Raw genomic sequence first — 13,461 nt, 5'->3', positions numbered from 1 at the left:
CGCGCCGGGGCGGCGGGAGGTCACCAGCGGCCGGCGACCTGGGGCGCGACGAGTTCCTCGTAGACCTCGCGCACGGCCCGCCGGTCCGCCTCCGGCAGCGGCGCCAGGCCCGCGGCGGCCGCGTTGGCCCGGGCCTGCTCCGCGTTGCGGGCGCCCGGGATCACCACGCTCACGCCGGGCTGGTCGATGATCCAGCGCAGCGCGAACTGCGCCATCGTCGCGCCGTCCGGCACGAGCGGCGCCAGCCTCCGCACCGCCGCCAGTCCCGTCGAGAACTCCACCCCCGAGAACGTCTCGCCGACGTCGAACGCCTCGCCGTGGCGGTTGAAGGTGCGGTGGTCGTCCGCGGCGAACGTCGTGTTCTCGTCGTATCTGCCCGACAGCAGGCCGCTGGCCAGCGGCACCCGCGCGATGACGCCCACGCCCGCCTCGCGCGCCGCGGGCAGCACCTCCGCCAGCGGGCCGAGCCGCAGCATGTTGAGGATGATCTGCACGCTGGCCACGACCGGCCGGGCGATCGCGGCCAGCGCCTCGGCGCGCGTCTCCACACTGACGCCGTAGGCCGCGATCCGCTGCTCGGCCACCAGGGTGTCGAGCGCGTCGAACACCTCGTCGGAGGAGTAGACGGCCGTCGGCGGGCAGTGCAACTGGACCAGGTCGAGCACGTCCACGCCCAGGTTCGCGCGCGAGCGGTCGGTCCAGGCGCGGAAGTTGTCCAGCGTGTAGTTGCCCGGCTCCTGCGGCAGCCGGCGGCCCATCTTGGTCGCCACCGTGACGCCGTGCTCCGGCCGGGACTTCAGGAACCGGCCGACCAGCCGCTCACTGGTCCCGTCACCGTAGACGTCGGCCGTGTCGACGAACGTCATCCCGGCGTCGGCCGCGGCGGCCAGCGTCGCCAGCGCCTGCCGCTCGGACACCTCGCCCCAGTCGGCGCCGAGCTGCCACGCGCCCAGCCCCACCACGCCCACCCGGCGGCCGGTCCGGCCGAGAACTCGCTGCTCCACGTGATCCCCCTTGTCTCACCGTTGTCCCGCTGCGAACGCTAACAGCACGGGCGGCGGGTCACCGGAGCCGGTCGGGGACGGCCGGCCGGTCGAGGACGGCCGTGCGCGGGGCGGTCAGGTGGGCGGGTCGAAGCGGCCGTCCACCGCGGTCCAGCCGCCGTCCACGTACAGCACCGAGCCGGTCACGAAGCTCGCCGCGTCGCCGGCCAGGTAGACCACCGCCCCGGCCAGTTCCTCGGCCCGCGCCCACCGGCCGAGCGCGCTCTTGGCCGCGTACGCGCCGTACCAGGCCGGGTCGTCCTTGATCTGCCGGGTCAGCGGCGTCTCCACCACGCCCGGCGCGATGGCGTTGACCCGCACCCCGTGCGGCCCGAACTCCGCGGCGGCCGTCCGCAGCAACTGCACCAGCCCCGCCTTCGTCGCCGAGTACACCCCCTGGCCCGGTTCGGTCACCGCTGCCCGGATCGACGCGAACCCGATGATCGATCCTCGCTCCCGTGCCACCATCGCCGCCCCGAAGGCCCGCACCACGTCGAACGAGGCCCGCAGGTTGAGGTCCACGACCCGGCCGAACTCCTCGGCGGTGTAGTCGAGCAGCCGCTTGCGCACGTTCGTCGCGGCGGTGAACACCAGCACGTCGGCGGGCTCGCTCGCGGCCGCCTCCCGCACGGCGTCGCCGTCGAGCACGTCCAGCAGTCGCGCGGTGCCGCCGCACCGGCGGGCCGTCTCGCCGGCGGCGGCCAAGTCGCGGTCGGCGCACACCACCTCCGCGCCGTGGGCCGCCAGCGCCAGGGCCGCCTCCCGCCCGATGCCGCTCCCGGCCCCGATCACCACAGCCCGCCGCCCGTCGAGCCGGAACAACCCGTCGTATCCCGTCATGGGGCCCACCTTAGTGACTGGTCGGACCAGTAGACCAGCCTGACAGGCTCAGCCGGCGGCCTCGGGGGCGGCGACCCCCGGCCGCGCCCTCGATCGACCGCCGCGGGCCCGGATCAGCCCGGGCGGCGGGCCTCCCAGCCGGCGCGGAGCAGCTCGTACTCCACCTCGCCCTCCTCCGACCCGTCGATGACGTCCGGCCAGTCGGCGAAGAACGTGCGGACGTGGCGCAGCCCGCACTTCTCCATCACCCGGCGGGAGCCGTGGTTGACGGCCATCGTCTGGGCGAAGACCCTGCGGGCGCCCAGCTCGCCGAAGGCCTTGTCGATCAGGGCGAGCGAGCCCTCGGTCGCGTAGCCTCTGCCCCAGTACGCGCGGTGCAGGCGGTAGCCCAGCTCGGGCTCGTCGGGCGCGCCACCCCGGGGCGTCCGCAGGTGGAACCACCCGGTGAACGCGCCGCCGGACCGCTCGACGGCGGCGAAGAAGCCGGAGGCCATGAACGCGGGCAGCGTCTCGCGCACGATCACCTCGCGCGGGGTAGGCCGACCGCCGTTGAGGAAGCGCATGACGGCGGGGTCGTTGTGCAGCGCGACCAGGTCGTCGGCGTCGGCGTCGGTGAAGCGGCGCAGGACGAGCCGGTCGGTCGTGAGGTACGTGTCCACGGCAGCCCACGGTAACCACCGGGCCGCGACCGCTCGACGGGTTTCCGCCGCCCGGCCGGGCGGAGACGGCCGGGCGGCAGATGTGCCGCACCCATGGCACAGGCTGACTCCCCGGCCTTCGTCAGGCCGGGGAGCGCGTCAATCCAGCACGAATGTGATCAGCATGTTGACCTTGTAGCCGGTGATGCCGCCGTTCTCGCCGAGCTGCACCTCCTGCTCCTTGATCCAGGCCGACTGGAGCCCTCGCAGGGTCTGACCGGCCCTTTCGATGCCGACCCGGACGGCGTCCTCGAAGCTCTTCTCCGACACCGCGCTGATCTCGGTGACGCGGGCGACCGATGACATGATCCTCGCTCCCTTCATCTCCGTGGTCGGCTCCCGCTACCCGGACGGAGGCCGATCAAGCGCGGAACGACAGGAAGCGCGGACGCGCCGGGGTGACGGAAAGTGGTCGCCGTGGGGAATGGGGCGACGCGATGTCACGGGTTGGAGCCCCATGTCGGCGCCAAATTGACGAGGAGTGAGCGGTTGTGGTCGGGTCGTGACAGTTGTTTCTGTTGTGATGATTGATACCGCTTCGGGGGTAAGCGTTTCATGCCGCGGTCTCCACGGCACGCCTTCGCGCGCGTGCTCGCCTCCGCGTCCCTGGCGGCTGCCATGCTGACGGCCGCTCCGACCAACGCCCACGCCGGCGCCGACGGCCCGGCCACCACCGGCGCCCGTGCCGCCACGAGCGCCGCCGCCCCGGTGACCGTCCGCACCGGCGGTGCCGTGGGCACGGGCGTCGGCGTGGGCACGGGCGTCGGTGGGAACGCGGGCGTGCAGGTCCGGCCGGTCCCCGGCGTGCGCGCACCGGCGGGCACCGCCGTGGACGTCCCCCGCGAGCCCTCCCTGGCCCTGCGGGATGCCGGTGACCGCGCCCCCGGGCCCGCGGCCCCCGACGTGACGACGCCCGCCGGGCCGGGACTGGTCCGCGAGATCGAGCGCGAGGCCGCCGAGCGGGTGGGCGGCGGCGACGGCCCGGACGTGCGCGACCTGCTGCCCGACACCGCCCGGGCCAGGCCGTTGCGGCTGAGGACACCCGCCGGGGACGTCCTCGACGCCCTCGGGCTCCCCGGGGTCCGTCGCGGCGACGCCCCCGCCCGGCCCGCCGCCGCCTCAGCCGGAGCCAAGCTGACGTACCGGCTGTGCGTGCGCGGTGTCGGCGTGCCCCTCTCCTGCTCGGTCACCCGGCCCGTGGGCGCGCCCGCCGCGGCCGACGTCACCGGCGACGGCACCCCCGACCTGGCGGCCGTCCTCACCCCGGCGGCGGCCCCGCGCGAGGCGGCGGCCGGCCTGGCGTTCGCGATGCGGCGGCTGCCCGGCGCTGCGGACCGCCTCAGGGCGCTCGTCTGGGCCGAGTACGACGGCCGCGTCGCGGTCGGCTTCGACGGGCTGCGCGGCGGCGCCGAACTGTCTCAGGCGGAACGGGGCACGTTCACCGTGGACCTGTCCGGCAGCCGAGTGACGGCGGACGTGCGGCGCACCCGGCCAGGAGCCTCCGCCGCCGTCGTGGCCGGGCTGATCGGCCGCACCGCCGTGAGCCTGCGCCAGACGCCCGCCACCGGGAAGCTCACCGTGGACGCCTCCCTCGGCTCGACCGCCCGGGAGCCTTCCGGGGACGCCGCCGCTCGCGGCTCGATCGGCGGGGAGCCCACCGGCCGTGACACCACCTCCCTCGCCCTCGCCGCGTCCGCGCCCGCCGTGGTCGAGGCGGTCGCCGTCCAGCGCGGGCGGTACACGCGGGCGCTGCTCGACCGGATGCCCGTCCGTGCTCGGGTGGAGCTCACCCGGGGCGCCGGCGGCGCCGCGCGGGTCCGCTTCACCGGTCCCGGCGCCGTCGGCCGTGCCGAGGTGCGCTCGTACCAGTACCGGGACGGCCACCTGTCCCGCGCGGCCGGCGTCGAGGTGCGCGACGCGCCGCCGTCCATGACGGCCGCGTACGAACCGCAGGCCACGGAGCACGGCACCCGGACGCTGACCGTCGACTCCAGCGGGTCAGGGGCGGGTTCGGCCCGGCTGATGTACTACGACCGGGCCTCGGCCGGGACCGTCCTGCGGGCGGAACTGGGCGACCTGCCTGCCAGGGTGCGCCTGCTGCACGATCCGGCCCGGCACCGGCTGGCCCAGACGACCAGCTCACCTCTCGGCCGCCTCGCCGTGGTGCTGCAGCGCGGTGGGGGCGCGCTGGCCGGTCCGCCCGGCGACCACCTCACCATGATCAAGAACGGGGCCGCTCTCGGCGTGTCGGCGCGGCTGACAGGGTTGGAGGGGTTCGACGTCACCTACGGCGCCCGCCCGCGCGCCCGCCTGGACATGCGGCCCGGGGACCGGCCGTTCACCGGCGCCGCCCTGCTCGACGGCGACCACCTGGCCGAGGTGGAGGTCTCCAACCTCCCCCGCACGCTGGAGGTGCGGCTCGACCCGGCCGCCGGCAAGGTCGCGTACCGGGCGGACGGCCCGATCAGGCGGGCGCGGGCCGCGTACGCCGGTCTGAAAGCGGGTCCCACGTTCGACGGCACCGTGCTCGGGCTGCGCGGCGAGGCGGAGGCGTCCTGGACGCTCGGCGCGCGGTCGGCGGCCGAGCTGACGACCTCCTCCCGGCTGCGCGCGGTCCGGATCCACGCCGGCCGGGCACCCGCCGAAGCACCGCGAGACGCGGCACCGCCGGGGGACGACACAGGCGGGCACGACACAGGCGGGCACGACACGGGCGGGCACGACACGGGCGGGGAGAGCACGCGCGGGGAGAGCACGCGCGGGGACGGCGTGCGCGGGGACGGTGTGTGGGCGGAGGTGCGCGGGGTGCGCGGGCGGGCTCGGCTGGTCGCCGACACCACGGCCAGGACGCTGACCTGGGACGCCACCGGCCCGGTCGCCTCCGTGTCCGCCCTCGCCCGCGCCCGCGTGGGCGGCCGGACCGTCAGGGCCGCCGCCCGTGTCACCGGCGTGCCCGCCCGCTTCGACGCCGCCTGGGACCCCGCCGGCTACCGCTTCCGCGGCCTGTCCGGTCCGCTCGGCTCGGCGGCCGTCGCCGTCACCAACCACGACGGCGCCCAGGCGCCCACCGGCCCGCACCTGGCGGCCCACTACGACGAGGCGTCGGGCGATCTCGACGCGAGCGTGCAGGTGAGAGGGCTGTCGCGGGCGGAGTTCGGTCCGGCGGGCACGGGGTTCGCCGCCGCCTTCCGAGCCGCCCGGCAGACGCTCGCCCTCGACGCCGACGTCACCAGGGCCGACGTGCGTTTCGGCGCGCTCGGCCGGCTCGGCCCGGTGCCCGGCCGGTTCGCCGTGTCCGTGGACGGCGGTGCGCTGACGTACACCGGCTCCCGGCTGGACGTGCGGGCCCGAGCCTGGCTCGGCAAGGCGGCCGCGCTGCGCGGCCTGCCGCCCGCGCCTCCCGTGGCGGGCGGCGTGTCGCTGGTGGACGGCGGTTGCGCGGCGGGGAGCGGGGGCTGCGCGCCGGGCCCGTTCTGCGCGGGGGAGCGGGGCTGCTTCGCCGTCCGCGGCCACCTCGACGTGACCGGGCTGCCGGAACGGATCACGGTGGACGCCGCGAGGAAGACGTTCACGTTCGCCGGCTACCGGCCCGCGAGCAGGAGACTGGACCTCTACCTGCGCAGCACCGTCCTCGCGCCCGTGCCCGTCGAGGCGAGGGCCACGGTCGGCGGGCTGCCCGGATCCGTCACCGCCCTGTCCCTCGGCCCGTTCGAGGTCGCCGGCGGCGCCGTGCGGGCGGCCTACCGGATCGAGCCGGCCGCCACGCTCGGCTCGCTCACCGTGCACGCCGAGGCGGGCGGCCTGCGCGGCCGGCTCGCCGTCGATCCCGTCCCGGCCGGCCTGTCCGTGGAGGCCGCGTACGGGCCGCGCACCCGCGTCCGGGTGCGCAACTCCGCGGCCGTGAAGCGGCTCAGCGCGGCGGTCACCGTGCCCGGAGCGGGCACCGGCGAGGCGAGTTTCGGCGATGTGCCGGCCGTGTTCGGCGTGGACGCCGACGCCGCGGCGGGGGAACTGCGCGCCCCGGCCGTCACCTACCGGGCGGAGGGCGGGGCCAGCACCCTCGACGGCCGCCTCGTCGTCCAGGGCGGCCTCGTGGACCGCACCGGCAGGCTCGGCGCGCTGTCGCTGGCCGTCGCCGACCTCGCCGCCGACACCACCGTGCGGCTCACCCCCGGCCAGGGACTCGACCTGGTGTCCCGGCCGGTGCCGACGAGACGGGTCGAGCTGCACGCCGGCGTCACCATCGCGCCCGTCGCCCGGCAGCGCTTCACGGCCGGCAAGGAGATCCCGCACACCGGCGGCCTGCTCACCTACCACGTCGCCGGCGACCTCGCCCTCGGGCGCAGCGCCATCGACGACCTGTCGCTCACCGTGCACCGCCTGTCGTGGCTGCGCGTCCGGCCGGGCAAGGTGCCGTTCGGACTGAAGGCGCCCGCCGCCCTCGGGTACGTCGCGCCCGCCTTCGACGGCGACTACGGGCGGCTGGACCTGGCCGCCAGGGGCGTGGACCTGCGGCCCGACGTCACGCTCGACGCCCGGCTGAGCCGGCGGGTCGGCGCCGACGTCTTCCGCGAGTCCGTACGGCTCGGCCCCGTCACCTCCCTCGCCCCGCGCCGCTACGACCAGCGGATGCGGCGCATCGGCGGCCGGCAGGAGATCAGCGCCGCTGGTGTGCGGCTGGCCTGCCTGACCGTGGCCGCCAGACCGGGGTTCGCCGGCGCCCGGTCCGGCGAGACGATCACGCTGCGTGGTTCCGACGGGCCGCAGATGGTGTCGCTGCTGGACCCGGGCGGCCGGGTGCCGGACTACGCGGTGGACCTGCTGACCCACTTCATGTCACCGTTCCCCGGGGCCGGGTGGGAGGTGAGCGGAGCGAGGACCGGCGGCTGCGCTAGCGGACGCCCGGCCCGGTGAGCCGGGGCACCTCGAAGGTGGAGAGCATCTCCCCGTCCCGGGCCGGGATGACGCCGTAGGTGCTCTCCGGCAGCTCGTTCCAGGCGCCGTGCAGGTCGCCCAGCGGCTCCGACACCACGATGCGCGTGTCGGCCGACAGCCGGCGCAGCCACGCCACGTCCGGGTGCAGCACCCGCAGGGACTCGACGCAGGTGCTGTAGAACAGCGTCCGCGACTCGTGCCGGCTGGAGTAGCGGAACACCCACACCCGCTCGCCGTCGGAGGTCGCGATGGTCATCTGCAGCGGGTGCTCCACGCCTGTCCGGTGCCCCAGCGACTCCACCAGGCCGGCCATGCGGGCCACGGCTCCCGGCGGGTCCTCGTCGAGGCCGAACGTCAGCGCCAGGTAGAACATCACCTCCGAGTCCGTGGTGCCCTCGATGAACGGGAACAGCGCGGGGTCCACGGTCAGCAGCAGCTCCCGTCTGAGCCGGTCGAATCCGGCGATCAGGCCGTTGTGCATCCACATCCAGCGGCCGTGCCGGAAGGGATGGCAGTTGGTCTCCTGCACCGCCGTGCCGGTCGAGGCCCGGATGTGACCGAAGAACAGCGGCGAGCGGACGTGGTGGGCGATCTCGCGCAGGTTGCGGTTGTTCCACGCGGGACCGGTGCCGCGGACGATGGCCGGGGTGTCGATGCCCTTGGTGTACCAGCCGATGCCGAACCCGTCGCCGTTGGTCGTCTCCACCCCCAGCCGTGAACGCAGGCTCTGGTCGATCAGCGACGGCACCGGACGGTAGAGCACGTCGCTCAGCAGCACGGGCGTGCCCGAGTAGACGAGCCAACGGCACATGAGCCACACCTTTCGTCAGCGGTCGTACGAACTCAGCCGTACCCTCCAGACGGCGCGGCATGGCTCCCGGCGAGTTCCGGCGCCGGTCGAGGGCGTCATCGAGGAGCGGCGGCGGGGATCGGGTTGCCCAGGCGCACGACGATCAGATCGCGCTCCTCGACCAGTTCCAGGACCTCCCACACCTGCTCGTCCACGACCGTGCCCTTGGGGTTCATGCGGGCGCCCACCCGGAGCACGGGGCGGCCCTCGGTGTCCCTCAGCAGTTGGGTGCGGGACTCGGAGTCGTCGGTGAACAGCAGCAGGAAGTCCGCGGCGTCCGGTGGGGCCTCGAACGTGATGCCGGGATAGAGGTGGGAGTGCGCGAGCCGGACCAGGTGATCGTTCATGGGCCCGCTCCTACCCTCGGGACGGCGGCGGAGACTTGGGGATAGCGCTTTCCGTCGCTATGGGGTGAAATATCCACATCACCGCTAGAGGCTGGAGACGTTCGTGGCCCTGTTCGACCTGCCCCTGGAACAGCTCCGTTCCTACCGTCCCGACCGTGACGAGCCCGCCGACTTCGACGCCTTCTGGTCACGCACCCTCGCCGAGGCGGCGGAGTTCGACCTGGCGCCCGAGTTCACGCCGTACGACGCGCCCTACGCGGGCGTCGAGGTGCACGACGTGTCGTTCGCCGGATGGGGCGGGCACCGGGTGGGCGGCTGGTTCCTCACCCCGCGCGGCGCCGACGGCCCCCTGCCGTGCGTCATGCACTACATCGGCTACAACGGCGGCCGTGGCTTCCCGCACGACCACCTGCTGTGGCCCGCCGCCGGGTACGCCGTGTTCGTCATGGAGACCCGGGGCACCGGCGGCGCCAGCCCCAACGCCCCCGGCACGACCGGCGACCCGCACGGCAGCGCGCACGCCCAGGCGGCCGGCATGATGACCCGGGGCATCCTCGACCCGGCCGACTACTACTACCGCCGCGTCTTCACCGACGCCGTCCGCGCCGTGGACGCGGCGGCCGGGCACCCGGCGGTGGACGCCTCCCGCATCGTCGTCTCAGGCGGCAGCCAGGGCGGCGGCATCGCCCAGGCGACCGCCGCGCTGCGACCCGGACTCACCGCCGCGCTCATCGACGTGCCCTTCCTGACCCACTTCCGCCGCGCCGTGGAGATCACCGACAAAGACCCGTACCAGGAGCTCGTCCGCTTCCTCGCCACCCGCCGGGAACTGGCCGACAAGGTCTTCGGCACCCTGGCCTACTTCGACGGCCTGCAGTTCGCCGCCCGCGCCACGGTGCCCGCCCTGTACTCGGTCGCGCTGATGGACGAGGTCTGCCCGCCGTCCACGGTCTTCGCCGCCTACAACCACTGGCGCGGACCCAAGGAGATCACCGTCTGGCCGTGGAACCGCCACGAGGGCGGCCAGGGCTACCAGCGCGAGGAACAGCTCCGCTACCTGCACAAGCTGCTCTCGGCGAGCTGACACCCCGAACGGCCGCCCACGGGGCGGGCGGCCGGGCAGGCCACCGGCCCGGTACGGCAGGGTACCGGGCCGGTGGGCGGACGGGGCGGGCGGCGTCAGACGGTCTGGTCGGTGACCAGGAAGGACACCGCCCCCTGGTCGTCCGCCCCCGCATCGAGCGACTTGTCGTCCAGGACGGTCGCGGCCACGGGGTCGAGGTACACGCGGGCGCCCTCGGCCTCCACCACCTCGTCGGCGGGTTCGGGCCGGCTCGCCAGCGAGAGGGTCAGCGAACCCGTGTCCTCTCCCTGGGACGCGATCCGGATCCCGCTCTGGGACGGCTCCGGAGCGGAGGCCGTCAGGTCGCGGATGGCCTGGGCTGCGTTGGCTGTCAGGGTGAGCACTGCGGCTCCTCCTCGTACTCGACGTACATGAGTTGCCAGCCCTTCCCGGTTACGGGCGGTCAAACCCTTCTCGTCCGAATTTCCCCGTGCGGCCTCGGTCACAGCTCGGCGAAGCGCTCCACGTCCCCCGTGCGGCCCGACACGATGATGACGTCGTGGTACATCAGCTCCGTCTCGGCCGTCGCGTACGTGAACTCCTCATCCGGGCTCTTGACCGCGACGATCGTGATGCCGTACTTGCGGCGCAGGTTGGACCGGCCGAGGGGAACGCCCACGTACTCCTTCGGCGGACGCGTCTTGGCCAGCGCGAAGTTCTCGTCCACCTGCATGAAGTCGAGCATCCGGCCGCTCACCAGGTGGGCGACCCGCTCTCCCATGTCGTGCTCGGGCAGCACCACGTGATGGGCGCCGATCCTGCTGAGGATACGGCCGTGCTGCTTGCTCACCGCCTTGGCCCAGATGTCGTTGATCTCCAGCTCGACCAGCAGCGACGCGGTCAGGATGCTCGCCTCCAGGTCGCCGCCGATCGAGACGACCGCCCGGTAGAAGTCGGGCACGCCGAGCTGGCGCAGCACCTCGATGTCCGTCGCGTCGGCCGCGGCGATCTGCGTGATCTGCCCGGCCAGCGCCTGGACGACCTTGGGCCGCCGGTCGATCGCCAGCACCTCGGTGCCGTGCCGGGCCAGCTCCAGGGCCAGCGACGTGCCGAAACGCCCCAGCCCGATCACCACGACGGGATCGCTCGCCTTGTCACCCATCGCTCACCTGCTTTCGGGTCCAAACGCCTCGAACCGGGCTACCGTAACAGCATCGCCGCCCGGTGGTGGCGGCGGCTCGGCAAGGAGCCCGACCGGATCGCCGGAACGGCGGCGGGACACATTCATGATCCCACGCCCGGTAGGGCCAGCCATACCGGGAACACGGGTGCCAGCCCCGGTACGCGCGGCGGCGCCGGCCCTCATGCTGGGAGGTGATCAGTCACCGACACCCCACGGAGGAACCGTGACGCCTGCCCGGACCACCCATCCACCGGCCGAGGCCGGTGAGCGGCGGGGCAGCGACTTCGCGCGCCTGTCCCGCGCCGTCGCCCAGGCCGGGCTGCTGGACCGGCGGCCCGGCTACTACGCCGCCCGCTCAGCCGTGGTGGCCGCCCTCTTCGCCGGGGGGTGGGCGGCGTTCGTCCTCGTCGGCGACTCCTGGTGGCAGCTCGCCGTCGCCGTGGTGCTGGCGGTCGCGTTCGGCCAGGCGGCGCTGCTGGCCCACGACCTGGCGCACGGCCAGGTCTTCCGCTCCCGCCGTGCGGGTGCGCTCGCCGGGCGGCTCACCGGCAACCTCGGGATCGGCCTCGGGTACGGGTGGTGGCAGGACAAGCACACCCGGCACCACGCCAACCCCAACCACGAGGACCACGACCCTGACGTCTCTCCCGACGTGCTCGTCTGGTCGGTCAAGCAGGCCCGGGCCAGCACCGGGCCGGCCCGCTTCCTGGGGCGGTGGCAGGCGTTCCTGTTCTTCCCGCTGCTCACCCTGGAGGGCGTGAACCTGCACGTCGCCAGCGTGCGCTCGCTGCTGCGCGGCGACTCGCCGGTCCGGCGGCGCGGCCTCGAAGGGCTGCTACTGTTCGCGCACTTCGCCGCCTACCTGGGCGCCGTCCTCGCGGTGCTCCCGGTCGGCAAGGCGCTGGTCTTCCTCGTCGTGCACCAGGCGTGCTTCGGCGTGTACCTGGGATGTTCGTTCGCGCCCAACCACAAGGGCATGCCGGTGCTGACCGCCGAGGACCAGCTCGACTTCCTGCGCCGCCAGGTGCTCACCTCACGCAACGTGAGCGGCGGCCGGCTGCTGACCGCCGCGCTGGGCGGGCTCAACTACCAGATCGAGCACCATCTGTTCCCGAGCATGCCGACGCCCAACCTGCGCCGGGCCAGACCCCTGGTGCGCGAGCACTGCGCGAAGCTCGGCGTGCCGTACACGGAGTGCGGGCTGCTGGCCTCCTGGGGGCAGGCGCTGCGCCACCTCCACGCGGTCGGCGCCCCCCTCCGCCGCCCCGCCCGCTCGCGGTGACCGCCCTTCGCCGCCGGCGTTCGGGCGCCGGCGATGTCAGTGGCACCTGATGGAATCCGCGTGACAAGATCGCGACGTCGTTGGAGCCCATCATGGACCGACACGCATGGAAGCCGTTCCTCCAGCGCTGGAGCGCGGAATGGTATCTCGCCCACCCCGACGAGGAGCGGGACGGTGACCCCTGGCTCGGGTGCCGGCCCGCCGCCGAGGACGAGATCCGGTCCCTGGAAAAGCGGCTGGGCTGCGTACTGCCCCCGTCGTTGCGGGAATTCCTACTGGTCACCAACGGCTGGCGACACGCGGGCAACTTCGTCTGGAGCCTACGCGGCACCGGGGAGATCGGCTGGCTGGCCGAGCTGGAGCCGATGTGGGCCGACGTCTACGCCGGCGGGGACGAGGAGGATCAGGAGCCCGCGACGGCACGATCGTTGCTGATCTCTCTGGAGGCGGACGCCGGTGTCGTCTACCTCGACCCGGGCGACGTTGACGAGCGCGGTGAATGGGCGGCCTACGACGTGTTCTCGTGGACGGGCAGGGGCCCTGACCGGCACGGGTCGTTCTACGAGAAGATGTACGACTTCTACGCCGGATTTCACGCCCTGGACCGCCCCCCGTGCGAGACCCAGCGTGAGTGGGACGCCAAGGTCGATGACGCCCGGCTGGCGAGCCTGCGCGGCGAGGTGGACCGCCCGCTGGCCGTGTTCGCGGAGGCCGCGCGTTTCGGCCGTGATCGCGCCTCGTTCCTGCAGTTCCAGCTGCGCACCTTGTTGAGGGAGGAGGACGGCGACCCGTTCCACCGGCTGCTCACCAGGGGCGACAGCCGGTCGTGGGCCCTCGACGAGGACCTGTTCGCCGCGCAGGTCCTGCCGCTGCTGTTCGCCGCGGATGAGCAGGCCCGCCGCTTCGGTTGCGGTTCCACGCTCCAGGATTTGCGACAGCGCGGCCCACAGGGGGTCAAGCACCTGCTCGGCCGTCATCAGGCGCGGCGGAAAGAGCCGGGGTTTCGGCTCTGCTTCGGCAACCCGGAGTTCGACGTGGCCGCGCACGCCGCTCTCGACGCCGGTGAGGACGCCTGGCCGCGCCTACGCGACGCCCTCGTCCACTGGCGGCCGCTGCACGAGGACCATCTCGCGCCGATCGCCCTGCTGGCTGATCCCCGGGCCGCCCGCCTGATCACGCCGGAGCGTGGACGCGACCTTTTGGCCACGCCCCGGGGCTGA

The 13,461-nt window shown here is 74.1% G+C and carries 12 protein-coding genes; 4 read left to right on the top strand and 8 right to left on the bottom strand.

Features of this window, described 5'->3' with window-relative positions:
* Nucleotides 1–20: 20 nt before the first annotated feature.
* The 4 genes from ACGF0J_RS14605 to ACGF0J_RS14590 all read right to left on the bottom strand — a co-directional run bounded on the left by ACGF0J_RS14605 (nucleotide 21) and on the right by ACGF0J_RS14590 (nucleotide 2,887).
* A complete protein-coding gene (locus ACGF0J_RS14605) occupies nucleotides 21–1,004 on the bottom strand; it encodes an aldo/keto reductase (protein WP_393145734.1) in 984 nt (327 codons plus the stop codon).
* A 114-nt stretch (nucleotides 1,005–1,118) separates the two neighbouring features.
* Nucleotides 1,119–1,883: an SDR family NAD(P)-dependent oxidoreductase gene (locus tag ACGF0J_RS14600; RefSeq protein WP_393145732.1), complete on the bottom strand. Its 765-nt coding sequence runs from the start codon at nucleotides 1,881–1,883 to the stop codon at nucleotides 1,119–1,121.
* A gap of 113 nt (nucleotides 1,884–1,996) precedes the next feature.
* Nucleotides 1,997–2,542, bottom strand: a complete 546-nt coding sequence (locus ACGF0J_RS14595) for a GNAT family N-acetyltransferase (RefSeq protein ID WP_393145730.1) — start codon at nucleotides 2,540–2,542, stop codon at nucleotides 1,997–1,999.
* Nucleotides 2,543–2,680: 138 nt separating this feature from the next.
* Entirely contained in the window at nucleotides 2,681–2,887 is a 207-nt protein-coding gene (locus tag ACGF0J_RS14590) for a dodecin family protein (protein ID WP_393145728.1), read from the bottom strand.
* Nucleotides 2,888–3,136: 249 nt separating this feature from the next.
* Between ACGF0J_RS14590 and ACGF0J_RS14585 the strand changes: the two genes are divergently transcribed.
* Nucleotides 3,137–7,495: a hypothetical protein gene (locus ACGF0J_RS14585; RefSeq protein ID WP_393145726.1), complete on the top strand. Its 4,359-nt coding sequence runs from the start codon at nucleotides 3,137–3,139 to the stop codon at nucleotides 7,493–7,495.
* Here ACGF0J_RS14585 and ACGF0J_RS14580 read toward each other — a convergent pair.
* Both ACGF0J_RS14580 and ACGF0J_RS14575 read right to left on the bottom strand, forming a co-directional pair.
* Complete coding sequence (locus tag ACGF0J_RS14580) at nucleotides 7,473–8,327, bottom strand: class II glutamine amidotransferase (protein WP_393145724.1); 855 nt, start codon at nucleotides 8,325–8,327, stop codon at nucleotides 7,473–7,475. The genes ACGF0J_RS14585 and ACGF0J_RS14580 overlap by 23 nt on opposite strands.
* A 95-nt stretch (nucleotides 8,328–8,422) precedes the next feature.
* Entirely contained in the window at nucleotides 8,423–8,713 is a 291-nt protein-coding gene (locus tag ACGF0J_RS14575) for a hypothetical protein (protein ID WP_393145722.1), read from the bottom strand.
* Nucleotides 8,714–8,816: 103 nt separating this feature from the next.
* On the opposite strand from ACGF0J_RS14575, the gene ACGF0J_RS14570 reads away from it, so the two are divergent.
* The gene (locus ACGF0J_RS14570; RefSeq protein ID WP_393145720.1) at nucleotides 8,817–9,797 is read left to right on the top strand and encodes an acetylxylan esterase; all 981 of its coding nucleotides are present in this window, start codon (nucleotides 8,817–8,819) and stop codon (nucleotides 9,795–9,797) included.
* A 95-nt stretch (nucleotides 9,798–9,892) separates the two neighbouring features.
* Here the strand turns inward: ACGF0J_RS14570 and ACGF0J_RS14565 are convergent, their stop codons facing one another.
* Both ACGF0J_RS14565 and ACGF0J_RS14560 read right to left on the bottom strand, forming a co-directional pair.
* Nucleotides 9,893–10,180, bottom strand: a complete 288-nt coding sequence (locus ACGF0J_RS14565) for a Fe-S cluster assembly protein HesB (RefSeq protein WP_393145718.1) — start codon at nucleotides 10,178–10,180, stop codon at nucleotides 9,893–9,895.
* A 98-nt stretch (nucleotides 10,181–10,278) separates the two neighbouring features.
* A complete protein-coding gene (locus ACGF0J_RS14560; RefSeq protein WP_393145716.1) occupies nucleotides 10,279–10,938 on the bottom strand; it encodes a potassium channel family protein in 660 nt (219 codons plus the stop codon).
* A gap of 343 nt (nucleotides 10,939–11,281) precedes the next feature.
* On the opposite strand from ACGF0J_RS14560, the gene ACGF0J_RS14555 reads away from it, so the two are divergent.
* The gene (locus tag ACGF0J_RS14555) at nucleotides 11,282–12,241 is read left to right on the top strand and encodes a fatty acid desaturase family protein (protein ID WP_393145855.1); all 960 of its coding nucleotides are present in this window, start codon (nucleotides 11,282–11,284) and stop codon (nucleotides 12,239–12,241) included.
* Between the two features lie 92 nt (nucleotides 12,242–12,333).
* Nucleotides 12,334–13,461 carry an SMI1/KNR4 family protein gene (locus ACGF0J_RS14550; protein WP_393145714.1) on the top strand — a complete coding sequence of 376 codons (1,128 nt, stop codon included), beginning with the start codon at nucleotides 12,334–12,336 and terminating at the stop codon, nucleotides 13,459–13,461.

Origin of the sequence: Nonomuraea sp. NPDC047897 (genome assembly GCF_043204415.1) — a bacterium.
Classification (GTDB): Bacteria; Actinomycetota; Actinomycetes; order Streptosporangiales; family Streptosporangiaceae; genus Nonomuraea.
Note: the sequence above shows the minus strand (reverse complement) of the source record. Positions and strands in the feature narration are given on the sequence as shown.

What these genes read in the sequence shown, in the direction of transcription:
- ACGF0J_RS14600 (WP_393145732.1), bottom strand. Translation starts at nt 1,883, where the DNA reads ATGACGGGATACGACGGGTTGTTCCGGCTCGACGGGCGGCGGGCTGTG.
- ACGF0J_RS14590 (WP_393145728.1), bottom strand. Translation starts at nt 2,887, where the DNA reads ATGTCATCGGTCGCCCGCGTCACCGAGATCAGCGCGGTGTCGGAGAAG.
- ACGF0J_RS14585 (WP_393145726.1), top strand. Translation starts at nt 3,137, where the DNA reads ATGCCGCGGTCTCCACGGCACGCCTTCGCGCGCGTGCTCGCCTCCGCG.
- ACGF0J_RS14580 (WP_393145724.1), bottom strand. Translation starts at nt 8,327, where the DNA reads ATGTGCCGTTGGCTCGTCTACTCGGGCACGCCCGTGCTGCTGAGCGAC.
- ACGF0J_RS14575 (WP_393145722.1), bottom strand. Translation starts at nt 8,713, where the DNA reads ATGAACGATCACCTGGTCCGGCTCGCGCACTCCCACCTCTATCCCGGC.
- ACGF0J_RS14560 (WP_393145716.1), bottom strand. Translation starts at nt 10,938, where the DNA reads ATGGGTGACAAGGCGAGCGATCCCGTCGTGGTGATCGGGCTGGGGCGT.
- ACGF0J_RS14550 (WP_393145714.1), top strand. Translation starts at nt 12,334, where the DNA reads ATGGACCGACACGCATGGAAGCCGTTCCTCCAGCGCTGGAGCGCGGAA.